The 25,441-nt window shown below is 52.0% G+C and carries 21 protein-coding genes; 7 read left to right on the top strand and 14 right to left on the bottom strand.

Going from position 1 to position 25,441, the window contains the following annotated elements; all coding sequences use genetic code 11:
- Positions 1–768 carry an EAL domain-containing protein gene (locus ACFFLD_RS04660; RefSeq protein WP_446753352.1) on the bottom strand — a complete coding sequence of 256 codons (768 nt, stop codon included), beginning with the start codon at positions 766–768 and terminating at the stop codon, positions 1–3.
- A 30-nt stretch (positions 769–798) separates the two neighbouring features.
- Positions 799–1,668 (bottom strand): DMT family transporter, encoded by an 870-nt coding sequence (locus ACFFLD_RS04655; RefSeq protein ID WP_386037272.1) that lies wholly within the window; start codon positions 1,666–1,668, stop codon positions 799–801.
- 202 nt (positions 1,669–1,870) lie between these two features.
- Between ACFFLD_RS04655 and ACFFLD_RS04650 the strand changes: the two genes are divergently transcribed.
- The 3 genes from ACFFLD_RS04650 to ACFFLD_RS04640 all read left to right on the top strand — a co-directional run bounded on the left by ACFFLD_RS04650 (position 1,871) and on the right by ACFFLD_RS04640 (position 5,118).
- The gene (locus tag ACFFLD_RS04650) at positions 1,871–2,263 is read left to right on the top strand and encodes a DUF4168 domain-containing protein (protein WP_386037269.1); all 393 of its coding nucleotides are present in this window, start codon (positions 1,871–1,873) and stop codon (positions 2,261–2,263) included.
- 217 nt (positions 2,264–2,480) lie between these two features.
- Positions 2,481–4,391: a DUF294 nucleotidyltransferase-like domain-containing protein gene (locus ACFFLD_RS04645; protein WP_386037267.1), complete on the top strand. Its 1,911-nt coding sequence runs from the start codon at positions 2,481–2,483 to the stop codon at positions 4,389–4,391.
- A gap of 1 nt (position 4,392) precedes the next feature.
- Positions 4,393–5,118 (top strand): 3'-5' exonuclease, encoded by a 726-nt coding sequence (locus ACFFLD_RS04640; protein ID WP_386037264.1) that lies wholly within the window; start codon positions 4,393–4,395, stop codon positions 5,116–5,118.
- Positions 5,119–5,202: 84 nt separating this feature from the next.
- Here ACFFLD_RS04640 and ACFFLD_RS04635 read toward each other — a convergent pair whose 3' ends face one another.
- From ACFFLD_RS04635 to ACFFLD_RS04615, 5 genes are all read right to left on the bottom strand, one after another.
- The gene (locus ACFFLD_RS04635) at positions 5,203–6,843 is read right to left on the bottom strand and encodes a BCCT family transporter (protein ID WP_386037262.1); all 1,641 of its coding nucleotides are present in this window, start codon (positions 6,841–6,843) and stop codon (positions 5,203–5,205) included.
- 119 nt (positions 6,844–6,962) lie between these two features.
- A complete protein-coding gene (locus tag ACFFLD_RS04630) occupies positions 6,963–7,385 on the bottom strand; it encodes a universal stress protein (RefSeq protein WP_386037259.1) in 423 nt (140 codons plus the stop codon).
- A gap of 168 nt (positions 7,386–7,553) precedes the next feature.
- Positions 7,554–8,429, bottom strand: a complete 876-nt coding sequence (locus tag ACFFLD_RS04625) for a glycine betaine ABC transporter substrate-binding protein (protein ID WP_386037256.1) — start codon at positions 8,427–8,429, stop codon at positions 7,554–7,556.
- A 170-nt stretch (positions 8,430–8,599) separates the two neighbouring features.
- Positions 8,600–9,430, bottom strand: a complete 831-nt coding sequence (locus ACFFLD_RS04620; RefSeq protein WP_386037253.1) for an ABC transporter permease — start codon at positions 9,428–9,430, stop codon at positions 8,600–8,602.
- Positions 9,430–10,632, bottom strand: coding sequence for a quaternary amine ABC transporter ATP-binding protein (locus tag ACFFLD_RS04615; protein WP_386037250.1), 1,203 nt, complete (start codon positions 10,630–10,632; stop codon positions 9,430–9,432). The genes ACFFLD_RS04620 and ACFFLD_RS04615 overlap by 1 nt, the downstream gene beginning before the upstream one ends.
- A gap of 454 nt (positions 10,633–11,086) precedes the next feature.
- Between ACFFLD_RS04615 and ACFFLD_RS04610 the strand changes: the two genes are divergently transcribed.
- Together ACFFLD_RS04610 and ACFFLD_RS04605 are read left to right on the top strand one after the other, a co-directional pair.
- On the top strand, positions 11,087–11,545 hold the full coding sequence (locus tag ACFFLD_RS04610; RefSeq protein ID WP_386037248.1) for a hypothetical protein: 459 nt from the start codon (positions 11,087–11,089) through the stop codon (positions 11,543–11,545).
- A 432-nt stretch (positions 11,546–11,977) separates the two neighbouring features.
- Positions 11,978–12,181 carry a hypothetical protein gene (locus tag ACFFLD_RS04605; RefSeq protein ID WP_386037245.1) on the top strand — a complete coding sequence of 68 codons (204 nt, stop codon included), beginning with the start codon at positions 11,978–11,980 and terminating at the stop codon, positions 12,179–12,181.
- 60 nt (positions 12,182–12,241) lie between these two features.
- Here the strand turns inward: ACFFLD_RS04605 and ACFFLD_RS04600 are convergent, their stop codons facing one another.
- The 7 genes from ACFFLD_RS04600 to ACFFLD_RS04570 form a co-directional block, all read right to left on the bottom strand.
- The gene (locus tag ACFFLD_RS04600) at positions 12,242–13,642 is read right to left on the bottom strand and encodes a sigma-54-dependent transcriptional regulator (RefSeq protein ID WP_386037242.1); all 1,401 of its coding nucleotides are present in this window, start codon (positions 13,640–13,642) and stop codon (positions 12,242–12,244) included.
- 11 nt (positions 13,643–13,653) lie between these two features.
- Positions 13,654–15,099, bottom strand: a complete 1,446-nt coding sequence (locus ACFFLD_RS04595; RefSeq protein WP_386037239.1) for a HAMP domain-containing sensor histidine kinase — start codon at positions 15,097–15,099, stop codon at positions 13,654–13,656.
- 40 nt (positions 15,100–15,139) lie between these two features.
- Positions 15,140–16,273: a PQQ-dependent sugar dehydrogenase gene (locus tag ACFFLD_RS04590; protein WP_386037425.1), complete on the bottom strand. Its 1,134-nt coding sequence runs from the start codon at positions 16,271–16,273 to the stop codon at positions 15,140–15,142.
- Between the two features lie 144 nt (positions 16,274–16,417).
- Complete coding sequence (locus ACFFLD_RS04585) at positions 16,418–17,293, bottom strand: AEC family transporter (RefSeq protein WP_386037236.1); 876 nt, start codon at positions 17,291–17,293, stop codon at positions 16,418–16,420.
- A gap of 83 nt (positions 17,294–17,376) precedes the next feature.
- A complete protein-coding gene (locus ACFFLD_RS04580) occupies positions 17,377–18,276 on the bottom strand; it encodes a LysR family transcriptional regulator (protein WP_386037233.1) in 900 nt (299 codons plus the stop codon).
- A 175-nt stretch (positions 18,277–18,451) separates the two neighbouring features.
- Positions 18,452–20,509 carry a TonB-dependent receptor domain-containing protein gene (locus tag ACFFLD_RS04575; RefSeq protein ID WP_386037230.1) on the bottom strand — a complete coding sequence of 686 codons (2,058 nt, stop codon included), beginning with the start codon at positions 20,507–20,509 and terminating at the stop codon, positions 18,452–18,454.
- Between the two features lie 340 nt (positions 20,510–20,849).
- On the bottom strand, positions 20,850–23,063 hold the full coding sequence (locus tag ACFFLD_RS04570) for a TonB-dependent receptor domain-containing protein (RefSeq protein WP_386037227.1): 2,214 nt from the start codon (positions 23,061–23,063) through the stop codon (positions 20,850–20,852).
- A gap of 308 nt (positions 23,064–23,371) precedes the next feature.
- Here ACFFLD_RS04570 and ACFFLD_RS04565 point away from each other — a divergent pair, with 308 nt between their 5' ends.
- Complete coding sequence (locus ACFFLD_RS04565; protein WP_386037224.1) at positions 23,372–24,295, top strand: ABC transporter substrate-binding protein; 924 nt, start codon at positions 23,372–23,374, stop codon at positions 24,293–24,295.
- Between the two features lie 60 nt (positions 24,296–24,355).
- Positions 24,356–25,369 carry a FecCD family ABC transporter permease gene (locus tag ACFFLD_RS04560; RefSeq protein WP_386037221.1) on the top strand — a complete coding sequence of 338 codons (1,014 nt, stop codon included), beginning with the start codon at positions 24,356–24,358 and terminating at the stop codon, positions 25,367–25,369.
- Positions 25,370–25,441 lie beyond the last annotated feature (72 nt).

The following is a 25,441-nucleotide window of genomic DNA, read 5'->3' as shown; positions in this document are numbered from 1 at the left end:
CTAGTCGTATTTGGAATCATCAATGACCGCTAATGCTTCCAGGTTAGGGTAGGAAAAATAAAATCCCTGCTGGACGGGTATCCCTAACTCCAGTAGGCAGCGCGACTCCTCTCGGGTCTCTATTCCTTCGGCAATGAGCTGCGTACCTAACGTATTAGCCAGGGCGACAATGCTGCGCAGTATGGACTGACGGCGTGGGTCACTATCGCAGTTGATGATCAGGTCGCGGTCTATTTTTAACGTATCTGGCTGCAGGTCCGTTAATAGATCAAGGTTGGCATAACCGTTGCCGAAGTCATCCAACGAGGTGGTAAACCCCATTTCGCGGTAGCTATCGATGATTTTACGCATGTGCATGCGGTCACGAACGCGTTCGGTTTCAGTAATCTCGAAATTGAGCCGTTCAAACGGCCAGCCAACCCGCTGAGCGGTTTCCAGGGTAGCCTGAATGCAGGCTTTTGGTTCATATACGGCGTTGGGTAGAAAGTTAATCGACAGTCGTTCTTGCATGCCCAGTTCGCTGGCCAGTTCGATTGCTCTGATTCGGCAAGCCTGGTCGAACCGGTACATCAAGTCATCAGTCACTTGCTCTAGAATCGAAAAAGCAGATTCACCATTGGGGCCGCGCACTAATGCTTCGTAGTAAACAATCTTCCGCTCGCTAATATCGACGATAGGTTGAAACGCCATCGTAAATAAAAAAGGCACCGGCGAATCGCAGCGGTTGCACACCCCATTTACTCTGGCACAGTGATGTTGTACTGCCATTTTTCAAACCCTTAAACTATTGCTGCCGTCTTATTGTCTGAGAATGGGTTTTCGAATCACCATCACCACCCCGATAATGGCGATCAACATCCCCAGTAAGCCTAATAGCGGAATATGTTCATCAAATAGCCACCACGCCTGCAGCGCAGTGACCGGTGGCACCAGATAAAAAAGACTCGCGACACGCGAGGCCTCCCCTTTTTTTATCAAGGCCATCAATAACAGAATAGCGGCAATTGACAGAATCAACACTAGCCAGCCCAGGGTCAACATAAAGGTAACGCTCCACTGCACCTGGCGCGTTTCAAATAACAGTGCCCCTAAACCAAGTAGAACACCTGCTGCCAAGTACTGAATAACGGCCCCGGAAAGCAGTGGCATGCTAGTGCAGTATTTTTTTTGGTACAGCGTGCCAAGTGAAATGCCGATTAAAGCAACGATCACGCTTAACAGCGCATTAATACCAAACCCATCGAATAGAGATTCACCAATGTCGAGCTGGCTGCCTAGCACTAAGCTGATACCCGCCAGCCCGAGCGCTAATCCCAGCCACTGGCGACGCACCAGCTTTTCACCTAACAATGGCCCTGCACATGCAGCGGTTAATAGTGGCTGAAGGCCGACCAGCAACGCTGCTAACCCTGCGGGCATGCCCAGGTAGATACCATAAAAAACGCCGCCCAAATAAGCGCCATGCACTAGAAGACCCGATATGGCGATATTTTTCCATAACTTAAGTGAAGATGGCCATGAAACACCCATTACTATTACTAACGGTATTAATAGCAGTAGCGTGAGTACAAAACGCATAAATAAAAACGTAAAAGGCTCTGCGTAGGGAAGGCCAAATTTGGCGCCGATAAACCCCGTACTCCATAGCAGAACAAAAAGTGCTGGCATGATGGTTAGCCCCGCAGCCTTTAGATTGCTTGATCTTAACTCTTTGAATAACCTTGTCATTTTCTGTCCGTGCTGATTAGGTAAGTTGGCTTTGCTTACATAAAGTTCTTTTTGTAACTATTGATTACATATTAAATTGAACCTGAAGGTACGTGATGCGTCACAGTGGGACATTCACAACGCACGAATGAGGTTTCTTATTATGCAACGTATGGCTGCTCTATTTTCTGCTGCACTGCTCGCAACCGGCTTAATGACGGCGACTGCCCACGCCCAGCAAGCGCAAGATCCCGCCCAGGATTCCATGGCGACTCAGCAAGCAGCGCCTGCTCAAGATTTTTCTGACGAGCAACTCCAGCAGTTTGCCGATGCTGCTCAAGAAATCGCGGTTATTTCTCAAGAATACACTCAGCGTCTGCAGGAAGCGGAAGACCAATCAGCGCAACAGGATGTTCGCACCGAAGCTAACGACCGCATGATCCAAGTGGTTGAAGACAGTGGCCTGGATGTTGATACCTTCAACGCCATCGGTCAATCTATTCAGCAAGATCCAGAGATGATGCAGCGCGTTCAGGAGATGGCTAACCAGTCATAAATATCGCTATTTCGTATGGCTGGCACAGCTATTACGAATAGTGGTTACTCCTTTATCTGTTTAGTGTTGCCCTCCAAAGCCCGGTGCTGACTGCACCGGGCTTTTTTTATGCTGGGCGATGTTATATGACCCCATCGTTGGTGATGGGGGTTTACCTACCATACTCTTCCCGCCACACTTCAGGTGGTATCTTAACCGACAAGCCCAAGGAGGCCGTATGGATGTTGAACTGTTAGAAATACGTCAACATATGGGGCGCTTTCCCCCATTTGATGGGCTGTCGGATGATCTTCTTGATGCTATTGCTGAACAGGTAGAGGTGAGCTACTTCAAAACCGGCAGCGATATTTTAGCACTCAACGAGATGCTCCATGAGCTTTGCTATATCCGCAGCGGTGCTGTGGAAGTCTATCGTAGCCAAGGGGAATTATATAATCGGCTGGGGGAGGGCGATATTTTTGGCCACTTCAGCCTACTGCGTAACCATAAAGTACGCTTCCCTGCGAAGGCGATAGAAGACACCCTGATTTATTTCATTCCCAATGCGGTCTTTCAGCGGTTGTGTGATGAGGATAACGATTTTGCCGATTTTGTGGAATTGGAGCGTCCGCGGCTAGAAACGGTTGCTGAACAGCAGAAAAAGTCCAACGATATGATGGTGACGCGAATCCGCAAGCTGCTGACCCGTTATCCGGTGATGGTTGAAGTGTCCACTACCGTTCAGCAAGCCGCTTTGCAAATGAGTGAGGCCCAAGCCTCGGCGTTACTGGTATTAAAAGAGGGCAAAGAGAATCCTCGCTACAGTTTTAAAGATAGCGAAGGCCAAACCTGGGAAATGTGCGGAATTTTAACCGATAGCGATTTTCGGACGCGTGTCGTGGCGGAAGGTCTTTCGCCACAGACACCGGTGGGCGAGGTAGTGTCTTCGCGACTCATCGCTATTCAATCGGATGCTTCAGTCTATGAAGCCATGCTAACCATGCTGCGCAGTAATGTGCACCATCTGCCTGTCCTGTATCGTCAACGCCCGGTGGGCGTCGTGCATCTTTCCGATATTATCCGCTATGAGACGCATAGCGGGCTCTATTTGGTCAGCAACATTTTTCATCAGTCCAGCGTTCAAGGGTTGGCACGTTTAGCGCCGGATGTGGGCGCTGCATTTGTACGCATGGTGCAAGAGGATGCGAGCTCGCAGATGGTAGGAAGCGCGCTTTCCACCATAGGACGCAGCTTTACACGCCGATTACTGGAAATGGCGGAAGCCGAGCTAGGCCCACCACCGGTTCCTTACTGCTTTATGGTCAATGGCTCAATGGCGCGCAATGAGCAAAGCATAGTCACCGATCAGGATAATGCCCTGATCCTGTCCGATGAGTTCATTCCTGAGCAGCATGACGACTATTTTTATAACCTGGCAAAAATTGTCAGCGATGGCTTGGATGCCTGCGGTTACACTTATTGTAAGGGTGACATCATGGCAACCAACTCGCAGTGGCGTCAGCCATTAAGCGTATGGAAGCGCTACTTTCAGGATTGGATGGCCAATCCCACTCCTGAGAGGTTGCTGCATAGCTCGATTTTCTTTGATCTGGATAGCTGCTATGGAGAAGACCACTATGTGGAAGCGCTGCAAGACCTGATTGCTGAAACGGCGCCCTCATCACCGCTATTTTTAGCGGCCATGGCACGTAATGCCTTAAATCGCACACCGCCCCTTGGGTTTTTCAGGACCTTTGTGATGGAGCAAGATGGCAAGCACAATAACTCCATCAACTTGAAGCGGCGGGGTACTGCTCCTATGGTCGATTTGGTGCGAATTCACGCATTGGCCTGTGGCTCCAAAGCACAGAACTCTTTTCAACGTTTACATGATATTAATAATACGCAGCTGTTGGCGACCGGCATGAGTGACAAGCTAAGCTATGCGTTTGAGTTTTTATGCATGTCGCGGCTGCGCCATCAGATGATTGATCTACAGGAAGATCGACAGCCGGATAACAATATCGAGCCTGAAAACGTCGCCGATAGCGAGCGTCATACCCTCAAAGATGCGTTCCAGGTGCTGAGTAACGCGCAAAAATTTCTAAAATTCCGTTATCCAATGCCCGTTAAGCGGCAGGGGCGTTGAGATGAATGGCATACGTCCACGGCAAAAAATCAAACAGGCCGACTGGGCTGGTTACATGGCACAGCGGGCCCAGCGAGCATCCAGTACGGCGATCCAACAATTTTTTAGCACGCCGCTTCCTGACCCCGAGACGCCCATTAGTGAGGTGCCGATGGTGGCGATGGATATGGAAACCACGGGGCTTGATGAGCGGCGCCATGCGATTATCAGCGTTGGCCTGGTGCCGTTTACATTAAACCGCATCAAACTGGCTGAGCGGCGCTATTGGGTGGTTAATCCTTCGCGGCCATTGGCAGAAGCCTCGATTGCCTATCATCATATTACTCACTCAGAAATCGCCCATGCGCCAGACTTGGACGATATTCTGAATCCTCTGCTGGCGCAGCTGGCGGGGAAGCTCGTCGTGGTGCATTTTCGCAATATTGAACGCCCCTTTTTAGAGGCGGCGGTCAAGGCCCGGCGTGGGGAGGGGGTGCTGTTTCCAATGATTGACACGATGTCGTTGGAAGCTAGGCTTCACCGCCAAACCCTGTGGGCACGTTTTCGCCGCTGGCTGGGGCGCCCGCCGGTTTCAATACGACTCCACGCTAGCCGGGAGCGTTATGGTCTGCCCGCTTATCAGGGGCATCATGCGTTGGTGGATGCGCTGGCAACGGCTGAGCTATTACAGGCACAAATCGCGACGCATTACCGACCGGAAACGCCGCTGAAAGATATTTGGTGCTGAAGCCATTAGATGTGTAGCAAGCAAAACGAAAACGGGCAACCCAATGGGTTGCCCGTTTGCTTACTAGCTAAGTGTCACGCAACACTACACGGCTTTCGGCTCGCTCATTAATCCTTTGATGATGGCATAACACGCCACTAACAAAATGATCGTGAACGGGAAACCGGTGGACACGGCCATGGTTTGCAGGGCGGTCAGGCCGCCACCGAGCAGCAGCGCAATGGCAATAGCGCCCTCAATAATTGCCCAGAACACGCGCTGTGGTTTCGGCGCATCGACCTTGCCACCTGCGGTAATGGAATCAATTACCAGCGAACCGGAGTCTGAAGACGTCACAAAAAAGATAATCACCAAGACAATCGCGATGAACGAGGTAATTTGTGACAGCGGCAGTTGCTCCAGCATGATAAATAGCTGTAAATCAACGCCAGCATCACGCACGGCCTCAATACCTTGGCTTACATACTGGTCAATGGCGGTACCGCCGAATGTTGTCATCCACAGGACCGAGACGACCGAAGGCACGATTAATACCGATACCAAGAACTCGCGGACGGTGCGGCCACGCGATACGCGCGCAATAAACATACCGACATAAGGAGACCAGGAAATCCACCATGCCCAATAGAAGGCTGTCCAGCCTTGGCTAAAATTAGCATCTTCACGACCGAAAGGGTTCGATAGAGCGGGTAAGTGAACCACATAGCTCCACAGGTTCTCAAAGAAGCCCGTCGCAATCAGCAGGGTGGGGCCTACTGCGATCACGAAGAACAGCAGCAGTGCTGCCATGGCAATGTTGATCTTGGAGAGTAGCTGCACACCCTTGTCGACACCTGCCAGGATTGAACCGATAGCAATGATCGTAATGCCGATGATCAATAAGATCATGGTGATATCGCTTTCCGGTGCACCAAACAAATAGGTGAGGCCCGCTGCTGCTTGAGTGGCACCCAAGCCCAGTGACGTGGCCAAACCAAATAGCGTGGCAAAGACGGCAAGAATATCAATTAAGTGACCTGGCCAGCCCCAAACGCGCTCACCCAAGATTGGATAAAACACCGAGCGCATGGAAAGCGGTAAGCCCTTGTTAAACGAAAACAGCGCCAAAGAGAGAGCGACGACCGCGTAAATCGCCCAGGGGTGAAGGCCCCAGTGGAAAATAGTGGCGGCCATGCCTAACGCCGCAGCGCCTGCAGCGTCACCCTCGGCGCCTGCTAGCGGAGCCCAGCTGCCGCCTTCAAACGAGGTGCCAAAGTGAGTCAGTGGCTCATTCACACCAAAGAACATCAGGCCAATGCCCATGCCGGCCGCAAACAGCATCGAGAACCAGCCCATATAGGTAAAGTCAGGCTTGGCGTCGGCGCCGCCAATACGAATTTTACCCAGAGGCGAGAAGATCAAACCAATACACAAAATGACGAATATATTGGCCGCTAAAATAAAGAACCAAGCCAGATTGCCGGTCAAAAAGGCGAAAATGGCATCATAAATAGGTGAGATGGTGTCCTGTAGCGCCAGTGTTAGCACCACAAATAGCAACACCACAACGGCCGAAATACTGAATACCTTGCCATGAAGATCAAGGTTGAGCCCCATGGTCGTGGTGGTGATATTGTCTTGGCCGATCACGTAATCGGTATCAATTAGATTCGCCGGGCCATTAGGGGCAGGTATGCCCTCTGAGGCCTGCTCATCAGGCGATCGATTTTGCGGTTTTTTATCCACAAAGATGCTCCCTTTGGCATTATTAAGTATGGGTCATTATCCAGAATGACCCATTATAAACATGTGTTATTGCAATGATGAGTATAGATTCATCGGCAACATTAAACGGTAGCGCGAATTCATTGACCCATTCTGATCAAAAAAACGGATACGTCGGTATGTGTCGCAAGCTTGCCACCATGAGACGGCATCACGATATCCAGATGACGAGGCAAGTGGGTCGCCATCATTACCAGATCGGCATTAACCTCGGCAATGGCTTTCTCCAGTAGCGAATCGATATTGGCGACTGGATCTGTCGAGCTATATACCTTAATGCTTACCGGCTGGCCATGAACCTTATGCCGTTCTTGTGCGAACGCTTCCAGTTTTTGCTCATACTCTTGAGGTGTGCGCGCGATGCTGGAGGGAGTGTTAGCCGTGACGCTGACATAAGTAATACGCGTGTCGTATTGCTTGGCCATGTTGGCGACAACATCTAACGCGGGCTCAAGTGCCTCTAGGTGAGCAAGATCTACCGGTACCATGATGTTAGTAAACATACGAAGCTCCCGACATGCTTTACCGTGATAGCAATGTAGTTTAACGGCTTGGTGCATCTCAATCAGGTGAATAAGTTCACCACGCAGAGCGGCGCGTTATCTGCCCCGCTCTGCCGTTGACAAGGTAACGGATTACCTTGTCAACGCTGGTGGCCTATGAATAGCGTATTAGCTATCGAGCCACTGTTCCACGACGTCCTGGTTTTCTTCAACCCACTGTTTTGCGTTTTCGTAGGGGTCGCTGCCATCTTCCTGGTTCATGAGCATCACTTCACCCATTTGCTCAGGTGTCCATTCAAACGCATCAAGAATCGCATAGGCTTCAGGCATGTCATCTTCCAAACCTTGACGAACGACGGTATGGATCTGTTCGGCACCGCCAAATACGTTTTCAGGATCCTCTAGATATTTAAGATCAAAACGGGCAAACATCCAGTGCGGCGTCCAGCCGGTAACCACGATATTCTCTTCGTTGTTAATCGCGCTAGCCAACGCCGCGGTCATCGTTGCCCCGCTGCCGCTACGCAGATTCAGCTCAAGGTCATAGGTATCCACAACCTCTTCGGACAGCGCCATTAGGCCTGCGCCGGGGTCAATACCGATGATCTCGCCATTAAAGCTGTCGGCGTTGTTGTTAAGCTCTGCAATAGAGTCTACCTCGGTGTACGAGGGCACGACGAGACCTAGCTTGGTACCGTCAAGGTTAGGGCCTAGGTCTTCAAGGTTATCGCCCACGCGCTCCATGTAGTCGGCATGGGTAGTCGGTAGCCAAGCAGCCACAATAGCATCCGCATCACCGGTTGATAGCGCCTGGAACATGGCAGCTGCCGACAGTGAGGTTAGGTCCACCTCGAAGCCCGCTTGCTCAAGTACCGCAGCGATGACGTTAGTAGACGCCACTTCAGAAGACCACTCCACGTAGGCGAGGTTAACCGTGCCTTTATCTTCTTCGGCCTGAGCTGCGCTGCTAACGGCGACCCCTGCACCGGCCAATAGGGCCAGCGACGCAAGACGGATACGTTGGTTCAATGTGTGACATTTCATTCACTTTCTCCCTTGGGTGTAATCGTTAATGTTGTTACTTATTGCTACCTATTATTGTTACTTACTGTCGTTACCTACTGTCGTTACCTACTACTGATACTCACTACAGCATGAGTAGCCAGAAGCAACTTATCAAGCGTATGGCTCAACGCACTGGCTACCATGTTGCTCTATTGGCGTGTTTTTCTCAGTGATTGCGTCAAGCGATCAAGCAGCATGGCTAGAATCACCACCGCGATACCTGCTTCAAAACCATCACCGGGACGCAAGCGCTGGATGGCACGCCATACTTCGCTGCCTAGCCCATCGGCGCCGATCATCGCGGCGATCACCACCATTGAGAGGGCGAGCATAATCGTTTGGTTGATGCCGGCCATCACGGTGGGGAGCGATAACGGCAGCTGGACTTTAAACAGCTTTTGCCCACGGGTAGCACCATACGCATCAGCGGCTTCAATAAGCTCTACCGGCACTTGGCGAATGCCCAGGGTGGTAAAACGAATCGCGGGGGGCATTGAAAAGATGACCGTGGCAAAAATGGCGGATACGGAGCCAATGCCGAAAAAGGGAATGGCTGGAATCAAATAGACGAACGCAGGCATGGTCTGCATAAAGTCGAGAATCGGCATGATGACTCGGTAAAGCCGTTCTGATAGGGCTGCTGCTATACCCACGGGCAGGGCAATCACCACAGCGACAAGGGTTGCAAAGACCACCAGCGTGAGCGTTTCGATCATCGGGTTCCAGAGACCCAGGTTCCAGATCAACGCTAAGCCAGCGACGGCGCCGATCGCTAAACGAATACCTGCTAATTTCCAGCAGAGCAGTGCAATCAACCCCAGCAGGGCCCACTCAGGCAGCCACATCAAACTATCGTTTAGGACATCGATGCCCGTTTGAGTAAAACGGGAAATACCGCGGGTAACCGAGGAGTATTCGCTGGTCAGCCAAGTCAAGCCGCTTTCAATCCAATTGCCTAGCGGAATACGTGGGATATCCATTATTGTTCTCCTGCTCGTGCTAGTTCATCAAGTACAGCGCCTTTTACCACGACGCCAAGCAACTGCTGTTCTTGGTCAATAACAGCGATGGGGAAGCTCTTTTCACTGAACATGGCAAACAGGTGACTCAGGGGTTCTTCCCGGGGAACCGTGCGGAAATCCTGGGTTAAATAGCCCAGGATCGAGTCGGCACCTTCATCGATAGCGCGGCTGGCGGCATCGGCCTCAAGCAGGCCTAGAAGTCGGCGGTCGCGGTCGATGACATAGATAGAATCAATACTGTGATCGCGCATACGGTGTAGAGCCGTGCGAGGGCCGTCGCTATCACGGGCCGTTGAGCGAAGAGGGCGCATAGCACTTTCAGCGGTCAAAATGCGTGACCGGTCAACGCCTTCTATAAAGCGGCGTACATAATCGTCTGCTGGCTTGGTAAGGATCTCTTCAGGCGTCCCGATTTGCACTACTTCGCCATCTTTAAGCAACACGATACGATCGCCAATGTTGAGCGCTTCATCCAGATCATGGGTGATAAATACCGTTGTTTTCTGCATCTTGGACTGCAGCTGTAATAGCTCTTGCTGCATGTCTTTGCGTATTAGTGGATCGAGCGCTGAAAAGGCTTCATCCATTAATAGTACAGTCGCATCGTTTGCTAGCGCGCGAGCCAGCCCAACGCGTTGCTGCATGCCGCCGGAAAGCTGGTTGGGGTAAGCGTCTTCCCAGCCTTCTAGACCTACTTGCTTGAGCGAATCGTGGGCGATTTGCTGGCGTTTTGATTTCTCGATACCGCGGATTTCTAGACCAAATTCAGCATTTTGTTGCACAGTACGGTGGGGAAACAGAGCAAAGTTTTGGAAAACCATTGAGAAATGGCGGCGGCGGCATTCAAGCAGCGCTTTCTCATTAAGCGTCGGGATATTCTCGCCATCGATGATGATCTCGCCTTCGGTGGTATCAATCAGCCGATTAAGGCAGCGAATCAACGTCGACTTACCTGAGCCAGAAAGCCCCATGATGACCAGAAGTTCGCCCTCATAGACATCGAATGAAATATTGGAAAGTCCCAGTGTCTGACCTGTTTTTTCCAATACTTCAGGACGCTTCATGCCTTGGTTGCGAAGCTCTAAGGCTTTTTGTGGTTGCTTGCCAAAGACTTTGCTTAAGCCGCGCACTTTAATTTTGACGGGTCTTGTCTCGTCCATCGACGGTGCCTTTTGGTTGGGAAGAATGGGCGCGCGAGCGCGAGGTTACTGCGTTGCCTTATCCTGGCTGGGCCTGAACGTGCCCCAGTAAGACAAGAATGACAGCGCCACCACGCCATTCATAAGTAAATAAGATCTTGAGTTGGGTTATTTATTAATAATTATTATACATAGCTAACGCCTGTGTGTCACAACGCCTCGCTCAACGGTGGTGATAATGCTACATGTGTCATTTTGTACCCATATGAAAAAGTCTTTAGGAAGATAAATGTCCAGAAATATATTTTTATAAATAATTGTTTTTTAAATAATTAATTATTTATTTTTTGTTTTTGGCATGTTGTGTGTATGTGGTTGAATATAGGAAATAGTTACAGTGTGTCATTTACGTTTGTAAGTACGTTTATCGTTTAATGGAGCTATATCTCTCGTCGAGATTGCAATGGAGGCGTGTATGAAAGGCAAGCAACGTGACAACAGTAACGGTGAGCTTTTTGCAAAGCGTCCCCGCTGGTTAACCATTGCCATGATGGTAACGGCAGCAAGCGTGCTGACATTAGCGGGCTGTGGTGATAATGAAGAGCCTGTAGTGCCTGATGAAGAGCCTTCTCCCTTAGAGCAGGACGCGACCGAACCAACTGATCCAGGCGTCAATGAACAGTCTACCTTGCAGCAAGATCCTGGCTTAGAAGAAGAGCCAATGGATGAAGGGGCTGCTAACCAAAGTACTGGTGTAGATCCTCAACCGGCGGCTGCTAATGAAGGCATGCCTGATGACATGATGGATGAGCCAGCTGAAGGGACTGTTAATACAGAGCAGGACGAGCCTGGATTCGGTGAAGGTACCGACCCAATGCCGGGCACGGAAGATAATGCACCTGAAGACGATCAGACTACGTCCAGTAACCAGTAGTGATAGGGCTTCGAGAATGAGTGTTTTCGAGCATGAATTTTTTCGAGAATAAGTGTTTTCGAGCATGTTAGTGAGTAAGTACCGTTCCCTACGATGGTAGATCGCACCAGCTGTTTGTTCCCTGCGGCTGCTCCACTCGGTCTATCATCCTTTCCGCCCCCGCGCCCGCGGGGGTTTTTTTATTCACTGATGCATGGACGTTGAGCCGTTTTAGTCTTTCATCCCTCTATCCGCAAAGGGTTAATGAAACTGGCAATCTAGTTCGTCAGAGCTATGGTTAATCAGGACGATGGTTAATCAGGACGATGGTTTAATCAGGACGATGGTTAATCAGAGCGATAGTTAATCAGGACGACGGTGAGAAGGCCGGTAGGATAAATCAGTATCGTCGTAAATAGCGTGGACTGACGCCAACGAAGGAGAAAATAGGACATGATGTCACTGAAATTCAATATGCGGTTTTTTGCTGGTCTGCTGGTGGCGTTATTGGCAGCGGGTTCGCTCTCTGGGTGTGGAGAGAGCGCTCCTCCCGAAACGAGTGCCGAGCCTGAAAAGCAAGAGCCTATTGATACCGGGCCGATGGCGCTGGATAGTGACCCTGCCGCTGAAGCGCCAGGCGAGGGCGTGACGGAATAAACCGTTAGCCAGCAAAACGACGTTAGCCGACGCTAAGTCGCGTGCGGCTAACGTTAGCGACTACTCTTCGTTATCTTCAAGGCGGCGGTAGAGCGTTCTGCGCGCAATGCCAAGTACCTCTGCCGTACGCCGCTTATTGCCACCCGTTGCTTCTAATACCTTATTTATATAACGCTTTTCGACTTCTTCCAGGCTTGGCCAGCGGATCGGCGGGGGCGTGGGTAGCTGACTTCCCGCCACTACTTCACCACTTAATGTAGGCACCAGCGGAGTGCCGCTCTCAGGAGTGGATTGTTCACGCAGCCGCTCGGGAAGGTCTTTATGGTTAAGTGAGCCATCTTCGCTCAGCGTAACGGCGCGCATAATGGCGTTTTCCAATTCGCGTACGTTGCCGGGGTAGGTGTAATTAAGCAACAGGTTGAGTGCTTCGGGCTCGATTTGCTCTATCTGCTTGTTCTGCGCCTCTGCGTGCTTATCGATAAGGGCAAATACTAAATGCTCAATATCAGTGCCTCGCTCACGTAGCGGAGGGATGCGCAGCGAAAAGGTTTCTAAGCGATAAAATAAGTCGCTTCGAAAGTTTTCCTGCTCGATTTCCTTGTCCAGGTTACGGTGAGTGGCGGCAATAATGCGCACGTCCACGGGTTCTTCACGCTCGCCTCCCACCGGGCGCACGGTTTTCTCCTGCAATGCACGCAATAGTTTTGCCTGGAGGTTGATGGGCATTTCCCCGATTTCATCGAGAAACAGACTACCTCCCTGGGCACTTTGGAATAACCCTTTGCGCGCTTCGTTAGCGCCGGTGAAAGCGCCTTTTACATGCCCAAAAAACTCGCTTTCCATCAAGTCGGCGGGAATGCTTGCGCAATTGACCGGTACGAAGGGTTGATCGTTACGTGGGCTTTCCTGATGAATGGCGCGGGCGAGCAGCTCTTTGCCGGTGCCGCTTTCCCCTAATATCAGAATGGGGGCATCGCTTTTTGAGAGCCGAGAAGCGTCATGAAACAAGGCCTGCATCACTTGGCTTTTACCCACGATGCCATGGAAGTGGCTAATGTCGGTATCGTGGGAAACTGCCAAACGTTGCCTTTCCAGCACGCGAAAGACGGCGTCTCTAATCGCGTCCAGATCCAGTGGTTTAGTTAAAAAATCATCAGCGCCAAGTTTTAACGCTTCCACTGCCTGGTCAATGGTACCAAACGCCGTAATGACGATAATGCCAAGCTCACTGCCTGCTTGGCGTAACTGCTGGAGAAGCTGTATCCCCGTCATGCCCGGCAAGCGCACATCGGTAATTACCAGTGATACAGTGGTATGGCTTAGCAAGGCAACTGCCTCTTCAGCGCTAGGAACGCCCAGCGTTGAATAGCCTGCATCCTGAAGTTCTTCTTCTAATAGCTCACGTATAGCGGCGTCATCTTCCACCACCAACAAAGGTAAAAGGTGTTCCTGATGGGTCACAAACGTTGTCCTCACGTGGATGCGGTTTCACTGATGGGTAGCGTAATTTCAAATCCAGCGCCGCCTAGGGAGCTGTTGAACACGCCAATCGTACCGCCGTGGTCATTTATAATTCGGTGTACCATGGAGAGTCCCAAACCGCTGCCTTGCCCGACAGGTTTGGTAGTAAAAAATGGGTCGAACACTTTATGGTGATGGGAAGGGGGTATCCCCGGACCATTATCTTCCACCCATAATGTCAATTCATGGTGTTGCTGTTGAGCACGCACACGAATACAGCTTACCTGGGGAGCTTGCGCCGCATTTCGCAGCAAATTGGTCAGCACCTGCACAATTTGTTGACCGTTGACAAATAAATTGGGTGTCGGTGACGGTAATTCAATATCCAAACGGATACGGCGTGGTTCCAATTCTTCTTCTACTAAATCGCTGGCGCTGCGAATAAGCTGGTCAAGCGCCTGCTCCCCTTTCTCTACATTATGCTGCCGACCTAATTCCATCAACTGGCGTACAATTTCAACGATGCGCTCCACTTCACCGCGAATACGTCCCAGCCGTGCACGTTCATCGTCGCCAATCACGTCGCGCCTGGCCAGCCGCTGCGCCTGGCCATTTATGACCGTTAGCGGCGCGCCAATCTCATGGGCTACCCCCGCGGCAAGTACGCCTAGCTCTGCCAGTTTTTTCGATTTGCGTAGACGTTTCTCAAGTTCGATTTCACGCCGCTGACGATCCTCAATCTCTTGATCCTTCTCAGCCATTGAATCCAACATACCATTTAACCCGGAGGCAAGGCGGCGGTACTCGGTAGGGCCGTCTTCGGTGGCACGCTGGCTACGGTCACCATCCTCGACCAGCAACATCACGTGTAGCAACCGATTAAGTGGTCGTTCAATATGGCGGCGAAATCCCCACCAGATGCTAAACACAATGCCCGCCGCGCCAACGACAAATACCAGCACGGCCACAATACTGATAAAACCAGTATAGTTCTCAATGCCGGTATTGAGGCGGTTGACCTGTAATACCCCGTAAACAGTGCCATCTTGTGAGCGCAGGGGTGTCAACGCAGAGTAGTAATTCCAGCCTTCGTGCTGTCGGTAATTACTATATAAGTCATCACGCTCGATGACCTGCTGGATTTCTTCCTGGCTGAAAATATCCTTACCAAGCCCCAATCCATAAATATCACGCCCCTGAGTGTCAAACACATAAGCGCCATAAATGCGGTGAAAGGAAAACGCCGATTGCAACGCCTCTTCCAGTGGGGTACTGCTGTCCGGCGTCACCGCGTAACTCAGCGACGAGCTCAGCGTACGGGTGATAATCTCCACTTCCGTTTGCAGTTTTGAGCGGACGTTATCCTCAAGCGATTTAATCGCTACTAAGCTGAACACCACCAAGATGATAAATAACGGCACAATCACCGTTAAAATAATTAAATTGCGTAGTCGCATGTGGCATCCATGATGGTGTTATAAGGACGAGCAAAGAGCGTTACTGATTGGTTGGGGCTAGCCGATAAAGGGCGCCTTGCGGGGCATCTGTCAGCAAGTAAATGGCATTGTCAGGGCCTTGCCGGACATCTCGTATACGACCGATGTGTCCTTCTAAAATCAGCTCTTCTTCAACTACTTTATCATCCTCCAAACGTAGGCGAAGGAGCTTTTCACTGCCGAGGCCCGCGACCAATAAGTTACCTTGCCACTCTCCAAACGCCTCGCTGGTCACTTCAGTAAGCCCGGCGGGCGCAAAACGGCCTTCAAACACATAGACAGGATCTACCATGCCGGGCAGTGAATCTGCACCGATGGGCTCGTTGGTCGCATAGTCATTGCCGAGGCTTACCTCTGGCCAGCCGTAATTATTGCCCGCTTCGATATGGTTCAGCTCATCGCCGGTACGGGGGCCATGCTCCGATACCCAAATATCACCGTTACTGCGGGTGGTCATGCCCTGAATATTGCGATTCCCCAGGGTATAGAGATGATCCAGAGTGTCGGCATCGTCCGTAAACGGATTATCATCCGGCACCTCGCCTGTGGCGGTAAGGCGTAATGTAGAGCCAGCATGGTCATCACGGGCTTGAGCACGTTGTGGGTCGCTGCCGCGATCGCCAATGCTCATCAATAAGGTGTCGTCAGGTAACCAGGCGAGACGTGAGCCGTAGTGGCGACCAGGGCCTGAGGCAATATTTTGAGTAAACAGGTGTTCGACCTCACCGAGTTCATTGCCCAGCCATTCTACCCGTGATAGCGCCGACCGGGTTTGGTTGCCATCAGGCTTGCTCCAGGTGAAATAGATCCAATCGGTGGTCCCATCACCAGGCTGGCTGCCAAAATCGGGATGCAATGTCAGGTCTAATAAACCGCCCTGACCGTGAGTGCTAACGGCGGGCATGCCGTCCAATGCGCGTGTTTCACCGCTGGCAGGGTCGATTAGCGTTAACTGCCCGCTTCGCTCGCTCACCAGGTAGCGGCCATCAGGTAAAAAGGCGACCGCCCAAGGGTGCGTTAGCCCATTCGCAATACGCTCGATGGAAACGTTGACATGCTCGGTTTCAATCGAGGGATGCACGATATCGGCATTCGCTGTGTTCATCGCACAGGTCAACACTAGCCCGCTAAACATAATGCGAGAAAGTAGTACCACAGGTAGCCGTGAGACGTTAGTGATAAGCGCTTTCTTATAATACATAACGTACCTCGTTGGTTTTTTTGCACGCTAATGCTAGTCGTCTAGCAGAGACTCATTTTAGCCGGCGGGGTTCCTGTGCTACATGAGTAATGCCAGTAACGCGGGCACGTAAACCAGCGCTAACAGCGTTGAACAAAATACCAGACTGGCGACATAGATCGGTTCGCGCTGGGCGCGCTGGGCAAACAGATAGTTAAAGACCGCCACCGGCATACACATTTGTACTACCAAGATGCTTTGTGCCAATGGCGGAAGTCCTACCCAGCCCGCGATTAACCATGCCACCGTGGCCGCCAGGGGTACGCGTACCAGGCTAAAGCCAAGTCCAGAGCGCAGGTTTTTTACCTGAATGCTGGCAAGCGACACACCCAGCGTAATGAGCATGAGCGGCACCGTGAGACCTGACAGTAGATCCACCGTGTTGGCCAGCCAGCGGGGGAGAGACGTTCCCGTCAACAGTAACGTCATGGAAAGCGCAATGGCGTAAACCGTGGGGGTTTTGAGAAGCGTCTTGAGCGGGTTACCCTGACTGCTAAGCACCGAGCCCAGCGTGAATTGAAATAGCGAGACGGTCACCATCACGGTAATGCCATAGGCAAACCCAGCACTGCCGAAGGCATAAAGCACCACAGGCAAACCCATATTGCCCGTATTGGGATACATCATGGGGGCCAGCAGTACCCGCCAACTGCGGCGTAATAATTTCGCCACTACAAAGGTCGCACACCCCATGGTAATGATGACCAGCGCGGCGGCCAGCATGGTCTGGCCAAAGGTGGCAGCGTCAATATCAGCACCTGCCAGTGATGCCAGCACTAATGACGGCGTACCGATGTTAAAGACGAGCCGGGTGATGAAATCGACCGGGTAGGGGTGGCCTAAGCGTACCCAAAAAAAACCCAGGCCCGCCCCGGCCAGTACAGGTGCCATGACGGCGAATAATTCAACAAGCATCGGCAATCCTTGGTAGAAAGGCCGGGCTATTGTCGTTAATTAGTCACCTAACTGGCAAGCGATTGACTCAAATAGCTTTCCGGCTACTTGTTCCATTCAGTGGGTGTGCTTGCCCTTAAAAAATCCAGTAAGGCATGAACGCGACGAGGCTGATGGCCGTAAGCGTAAAGAAGCGTGATGGGAAGCGGTGGTGGCGCCCATTCAGGCAGGCAGGCGATCAACTCGCCCGGATGGTGCCGTTCGCGCTGCTGTACCAGCCAGTGGGGCAAAACGCCAATGCCCTGGCCACGAGCGATGGCGTCCATATGTAATAGTGCTAGATCCACTCGCAGGCGTGAGCGAGGGGGCTGAAACGACAGCGTTTCGCCGTCGCGATGACACAACGACAAACCCTCCTGGGTCGTACCGAGCAAATCGACCCAGGCGTATTGATCTAGCTCGTTGGGGTGGCTGGGTAGCGTCGAGGCGTCACGGTAGTCAGGGCTGCTGTAAAGCCCGCGCTTAAGCTCGCCTACCGGTTCCTGATGAAGACCGCATTCACTCAGTTCGCCAAGCCAAATATGCACGCAGTGGCTATCGGGAGAGGTAGGCAGCGCTTCTAGCGTCTGCAGGGTCAGCTCAATGTGTGGATGTTGATGCACAAAATCATTAATCACCGCACTCGCCCAGCTTCGCGTCAGTGAGGCATGTACCTTGAGCGTTAATTGTCCGCTGATATCTTCCTTGAGTTCGGCCAGCGCTTCCTGACTGTTAGCCGCCAGTGCTAGCAGTTCTCTGCAATAGGTATGGAAAAGCAGACCCGCTTCGGTCGGGATCAGGCGATTGGCCTGACGACGAAGCAGGGGCTGATTAAGACGAGTTTCCAGTTGGCTGATGCGCCGACTGAGCGTCGATTTGGCCAGGCCCATGGACTGCGCACTGCGCGTCAGGCTGCCGGTCGTCATGACCGTTGCAAAAGCATTGAGTTCGTCAAAGTCGTACATAAGAAACCGCCGAGGACATAATGGTCCCATTATGCCAGTCAATGATAGTAATGAAAATAATTAGCATTTAAGAATTGCTTGTTGTTGCCTTTTTTAGTTAAGCTTAATTAAATTAAAAAGCCCCGCACATAAGCGGGGCAGAGGAAACGAGCAAGCATGGCAAGTTAAGCAGGCACTAGAAATCGAACGTTAAGCCTAGGTTGTACTGACGGCCATCTAATACCACGCCATACTCATCATTAGTCACCTCTTTGTTGGCGATGTTATAGAGGCCAGCTTTGACTTGTGCGCGGTCAGTCAGGCTATAAACCAAACCAGCATCCACAAAACCATACCCTGGTGTGCCCTCGCCCATGCTAGTGCGTGACAGGTAATCGCTTGTGGAACCACGGTAATTGCCCTGTGTCCATAAATTCAATTCAGGTGTTGCCTGCCAATCGACACCGAGGTTGAACATATGCTCGGGGATCTTGTTTAAAGGCTCGCCAGCAAATTCACCTGATTTCTGCTCGGAGTCGGTATAGGTATAACTAGAGCTTAGGCGTACATCTTGGGTAACGTCATAGTCTAGTGTGAACTCAACACCCTGCATTTCAGCTTCATCAATATTGCGGTAAGTGCTGATGAATACATACTCGTTACCGGCGTATGGGCACTCCCAAGTGGAAGGATCGTTGCGATCGGCACCTGCAGTGTCGCAGTAGCGGTCTTCCGCTATCTTATCTTCAAACTGGGTATGAAACAGCATCATGCTTGAGGTAAGACGGCGATCGTCGCTAGTAAAGACAAATCCGGCTTCATAGTTGGTGCTGGTTTCAGGATCGAGATTTTCATTACCAATAATCAACGCGCGTGCATGTGAGGCAGGGGAACCAGCACCTCCTGTTCCTCGGCCAAAGCCTTCAGTCGCAGCGGCCAGACCTGGCTGGGAGTACCCAGTAGATACACCGCCTTTGAGCGTCCACTCAGGCGTTAAGTGGTAGTTAGCATACACACGCGGAGACAGGTGGCCGCCGAATAGCTCATCGTCGTCGTAACGCATACCGGTTGTAACACTGAAGGCATCTGTAAGACTCCATTCCATCTCGACAAACAGCGCAGCAATCCAGCGATCAACGCTACGCATGGCAGTTGGACTATTGCCAAGAAGCCCATTGGTGTCATCGACGAGATCTTCAACGCGGTACTGGCCACCGAAGGTCAACATATGGTCTCCCCAGAAGTAGGTCGACTGGTTGTTGAAAGTCGTGACTTCCTCGCGCTTTTCATCAGGCGTCGTATTTACCCGCTCTGAAATATCATGCTGTAGGTAGGTGTCTGTAACAAAGGCACCGTACGTGCCTTTATGGCCGAGAGTGAATACATCTTTGTCATAGCGATAGGTGCTGGCGCTAGTAGGGTTCCCCCTACTATCAGTTTCCGGAATACTGCGGCCAGGCGTATGGGTGTATTCTTTTGTGGAAGAAGTGTAGCCCAAACTGTATTTGTTCAGCTCATCGGGAGTCAGGGTAAGCTCGGCGCCTATCTGGCGAGTATCGCTGTCAGGCGTACTTTCAGCGTTGTCACCACCGCCTTCGTAATCGCTCTCTTCCGTTCCACGCCAACTGCCGTGAACGCGTAAGCCGAGCAACCCTTCGATCAGAGCACCCCCTGTATAGAAGCTGACCTGTTGTGAGTCGTTATTGATGTCGTTGAGAGAGTGGGTGTATTCAGTGACCACCTGCCCCGCCCACTCATCCGGCACGCGTTTGGTAATAATGTTAATAACGCCACCCATCGCCTGCGAGCCATATAGCGAGGACATGGGACCACGGATGACTTCAACACGCTCAATCATTGAAATAGGAGGGAGGCCAATCTGCTTGCCTTCGTCCTGCCCGTTGGTATTGACGGCTCTTCCGGCTGAAATGGGGCGGCCATCAATCAAGTACAGTGTGTAGCTATTGTCCATTCCGCGGATGCTGATGTCTTGAGATTCCCCGCCCCCTGACACATAAACACCCGGGATATTTTTAACTGCATCCGTAATATCACTATAGGACTGGCGATTCAGTTCTTCGCCGCTAATAACCGAAATACTGGCTGGGGCGTCAGCAATGGACTGCTCGAAACCGGAGGCGGTGACAACAACAGGATCAAGTGACGTGCTTTCTTGGGCAGAAGCAGCGGCAGCAATTGCTATCGAAGACAGGCTAACGGCATTAGCCAAGGCGCGACGTGAAAGATAAGCCATTTGTATCCCTTGTAATGATAGTGCGTTCTACTTTGTGAATAATATTGTCATATGTGAAATATTCTCATATGTGATTTTGATTCTATTGCTAAAGGTTCCATAGATCGAGAGAGAAAAAATGAACATGTCGTTGTGTTGTACGCAACAGCAATAATTTCGTGATTTTTTATAGCTCAATTTATTAGTGCATAGCGTTCTGTTACAGAGGGCGCCATAAAAGAGAAGAACACCTGGCTCAGATAGAACACTAGCGGCTGGGGAGGTAAAAAAGCCCCGGTTATTGGCCGGGGCATAAGCAGGGTCTCGAATCAGTAGAAGGAACGTGGCGAGCAAGCGCTGATTAAAAATCGTACGTGGCAGATACCCAGAGACTGCGGCCGTCTAATGCGACGCCATTAGTCGCGCGATAGGTATCAGTATAACGATAGGCGACATAGTTATCCCCATCGTATTCGTAGGTATCGTAGGTTGAGAAGTCCTTGTCGAAGAGATTGTAAACGGTGCCTGTTAGACGAACATTATCGGAAAACTGGTAAGAGCTTCTCAGGTTAAACAGTGCGTAGCCGTCCAGATGATTGCCTAGTTGATCGACCAGGGCGGCTGAAGAGCCTGTTACATTGCCGCTAAAGCGTTCTCGTGACGCGTAGTATTCGCCTTCAAGCGCTGTGTTCCAGCGGTCATTGATGGCCCAGTTAAGGTCAGCGGTCAGCTTGTGTTTAGGCACGTTGGTAAGCGCCTGGCCTTCATTCGCACCCGACGTAATTTCGGTGTCGGTATAGGTGTAGCCGCCACTGATGGTCCAGGCCGGCGCGAACTGATAGCGGCTGGTCAGCTCGATACCACGGGTTTCAGCCCGGTCAACGTTAACCGACTGGCCAAAGCTATCTTGAAAGGTAAAGTTGCCGACACTCAAACAGTTGGCGGCATTGGCAAAGGGCTGATTGCCATCAGAATCGATGTACTGGCAGTTGGGCAGGTCGTCGCCGTTGGCAATACGATCACGAAACTGGGTAAAGAAGGCCGTGGCGCTGAGTGAGAAACCGTCGAGATTGTCGTAAATGGCGCCTAATTCGTAGTTGGTGCTCTTTTCGGGCTTCAGGTCAGGAGAGCCAAGACCTACGGTAAGTCCTTGATTGCCGAAACTGTTCACACCATCGTGAAGTTGGTTAAGGGTGGGTGTTTTGTAGCCTTGGCTGATACCGCCTTTCAAGGTCCATTGAGGGGTAGTGTTCCATACTAGGTAACTGCGGGGGCTAAAGTGGCCGCCAAAGGCATTGTGACGCTCGTAGCGGCCACCCAGGGTTAACGCTAAGTCGTCGCGTAGCAGCCATTCATCTTCAAGAAACAGCGCCCAGCTAGACTGGCTGAAATTTTCGTTACCCGCGATTGCATCGGTTAGCTCAGCGTCAATGTACTGACCGCCGACGGTAACCATATGATCCTCTAGCGGTGCCACAAATTTGCTGTCGATGACCAAGTCGCGATTCTTAAGCGTCCGTTGGTCGCCGTTCTCCGCTTCATAACCGAACTCGGGCGCACGGCCTGCGACCAAGGTACGCCCCAACGACTCGGTCTCGGTGCGGGTAATACTGCTGTCCAGTGTGCCTGCCGCAAAGCGGCCGGTGTGGCCGATGGCAAGCTGGTCTCGGTTAAAGCGCAGTTCATCCTCATAGCCGTAGGCCATATCGGGTGCAGGCGTTGCGCAGTCGCTGCGTACCAGGCCATCTAAGCTGCCCAGACGACAGTCACTGTTATCGTAAACCTGGCGTGCGCGCTCTGCGTCTATCCACAGCTCGTTGGCGTCGTCTGGGGTGAGATTTAAACGACCTCCAAACGAATATATGCGCGCTTCAGACGGTCGCGGATCGCGCCCTACGCTGTCCTCGACCATGCGCTGAGAGCTATCGCGGTCAAAGACGCGGCCACGCAGTTGGAGACCTAGCGCGTCTTCTACCAGCGGGCCGGAAGCGTAGAGGTTGATGGCTGAACTGTTGCCCGCGTTACGATCTTCCTGGAAGGTGTTTTCAACCGTCACGGAGCCTGCCCAGTCGCTCCCGATTCGGCGGGTGATAATATTAATGACGCCGCCCATAGCATCGGAGCCGTACAGGGTAGACATCGGGCCACGAATAACTTCAATACGCTCAATAGCCGATAGCGGCGGCATGAAGCTGGTCGAGGTTTCGCCAAAGCCGTTAGGCGTCACATCCCCCGAGGTATTCTGGCGGCGCCCGTCAATCAGCACCAGCGTATATTCGCTAGGCATGCCGCGAATGGAAATGTTATAGCCGCCGGTTTTGCCGGTGCCTGCTCGGACATCAACGCCCGGCACATCCGCAATGGCTTCGGCAATGCTGGAAAACTGTTGCTGCTCCAGTTCATCACGGGTGACGACAGAAATACTGGCAGGGGCACTGTTCAGCGTTTGCTCGTAGCCCGTCGCGGTTACGACCATATTATCAAGCGCAGTATTATCTTGAGCCTGTACGCCTGTCGTGGCGATAGCCGCCAACGTAATGGCACTAGCCAGCTTTTTCTGAGTAAAGCCAAGCATTGCAATCCCCCTGGTAATGATAGGTTTTTTCTAATGGTATTGATTATCAAAAGCGAAAAGGATTTTAGTTTGGTTACCTGGAAAAATCGATATTTTTTAAGTGGAACGATTTGTTGCTGCTAATGGAACTTAGATGACTGGGTTGTTCTCGTCTGCATGTTGCAAATAACGGAACATTAAATTCGAAGAAATCTTGATGCAACTGATTTTGAGAATCGTTACTATTGATTGATATATCGTTGCTGATAATGCTTAAACCGTTAACAACGTGAAGCTCGTTTTTGTCAATCCAGGGTAGGGAGATATCAATGCTGAGTAAGGTACTGCGTCATGGTTTAACAGGTGTGCTACTAAGTAGTCTCATCGCTAATGCTCAAGCGCGAGAGCTGGATACCGCGTTTGGAGCAGTAGAGGTGCCTGACTCGCCTGAACGCGTTGTGGCGCTGTACGAAGGTGCATTGGATGCGGCGGTGGCCGCTGGGGTAACGCCGATTGGCGCGATCGCCACGCGTGGCGGTAACGACGTCGCTGCTTATATGAGTGAGCATATCGATACCGGCGAGCTTGAAATGGTCGGGGTTGCCCGCGAGACCAATATCGAAGCCGTGCTGCGCCTGCAACCTGACTTGATTCTTGCCGCTCCCCAACTCCCCGAAGAGCAGTATCGACTACTGTCGCGCATCGCCCCTACCGTGGTGCCAGATTCAAACGGCCTGTCGCGGGATGGTTGGAAAGAAGAATCGCGTGTTTATGGGCAGGCCCTGGGCAAAGAAGCCGACATTGATGACGCGCTTGAGCAGATTGAACAGCGTGCCGCAGAGATTAACGAGCGTCTCAAGAGCGCTAATGTAGGTGGCACAGCGTACCTGGCACGCTGGATGCCCGCTGGCCCCATGGTCATGTCATCAAAACTGTTCTCAACGGGCATTCTCGCTTCCACCGGCCTTGAAGTGAACGACGATGGTCTAGTCAACGAAGGCAGCGCACACAGCGATATTTTGAGTCTTGAGAACCTTTCATTGATTGACGGCGACTGGCTATTTCTGGCTACCCTCAATGAAGAAGGGCAGCAGGCGCTGGATGCGGCAAAACAAAGCAGCGCCTTTACACGCTTGAATGTGGTGGAGCAAAATCATGTGGTGCCCGTCAACGGGCAAGTGTGGAGCAGTGCCTCAGGTCCTCTTGCCGCTCAGGTCATATTGAACGACATCGAAGAAGCACTCTTGCCATAACTGCTGTCGCTACGGCGGTAGCGGCCATGATGATAAAGGTTCACTCGTGAAGGAATGGTCATGAAAGTGCTCGCAAGAGCGCAGCGCGTTGATCAGCGCACACTACTGTTATGTTTACTCACCGCCCTAGTGGCGGTGAGTCTCGTTAGTCTACTCATCGGTGCCGGTAACGTTTCACCCTCACAGGTGCTTTCAATGCTACTCGGCCGTGAGGACAGCGAGGCATATTTCGTGGTGTGGGAGCTGCGCGCACCGCGCACGCTAATTGGTATCGCGGTGGGCATGGCGTTGGGCGTCTCGGGGGCGTTGCTACAGGCGGTCGCGCGTAATCCACTGGCCGAACCCGGCCTGTTGGGGGTTAGTGCAGGCGCGGCCTTTGCTGTCGCGCTGGCGCTGGTACTTGGCGCGAGCGCAGCCTCGTTACGCATTTCGGTGGCTCAGTTGGGCGCGCTGGTGGGGTGCTTGTGCGTATTGGGTGTCGCCCATTGGCGCGGCGTAGGCAATGATCCCATACGCCTTGTGCTGGCAGGCGCAGCCTTTTCGGCCTTGCTAGGGGCGCTGACTTCCTTGATGTTGCTGTTCGATCAGCGCTCGGCCGATGAAGTCCGCTTTTGGGTAATAGGCAGTCTGGCCGGTCGCCGCCTGGAAGACCTGTGGGCCATTTTGCCGTCCATGGCGTTTTGTACGCTGTTGATTGTCCTTATAGCGCGCCCCTTATCAGCGCTGGCGCTAGGTGAGCGTATGGCCACCGGGCTTGGTCATCACCCCCAGCTTATTCGGGCGCTGGTAATACTCTGCGTTGCGCTACTGGTAGGCGCAGCCACCGCGATTGCCGGCCCCATCATCTTTGTTGGACTGGTGGTGCCGTTTATTGCCCGCGCCTTTGCCGGACCTGATATCCGTCGTACTTTATGGTTCTGCCTTCCGATTGGTCCCTTAATAATATTGGCGGCCGATATCATTTCGCGGGTGGTGGTGGCGCCTTCAGAGCTGCCGCTTGGCGTACTTACCGCCCTCTGCGGGGCGCCAGTGCTGATAGCCGCTGTGCGTGCCCGCCGGTTACCCATGTTATGAGCTTGTTTATGACGCTTCGCTGGTTAAAACCTGACTTCAGGAAACATAGCGCCGCTGCGCTGGTATCCAGAG

Origin of the sequence: Vreelandella sulfidaeris (assembly GCF_042429665.1) — a bacterium.
In the GTDB taxonomy this organism is placed as follows: domain Bacteria; phylum Pseudomonadota; class Gammaproteobacteria; order Pseudomonadales; family Halomonadaceae; genus Vreelandella.
Note: the sequence above shows the minus strand (reverse complement) of the source record. Positions and strands in the feature narration are given on the sequence as shown.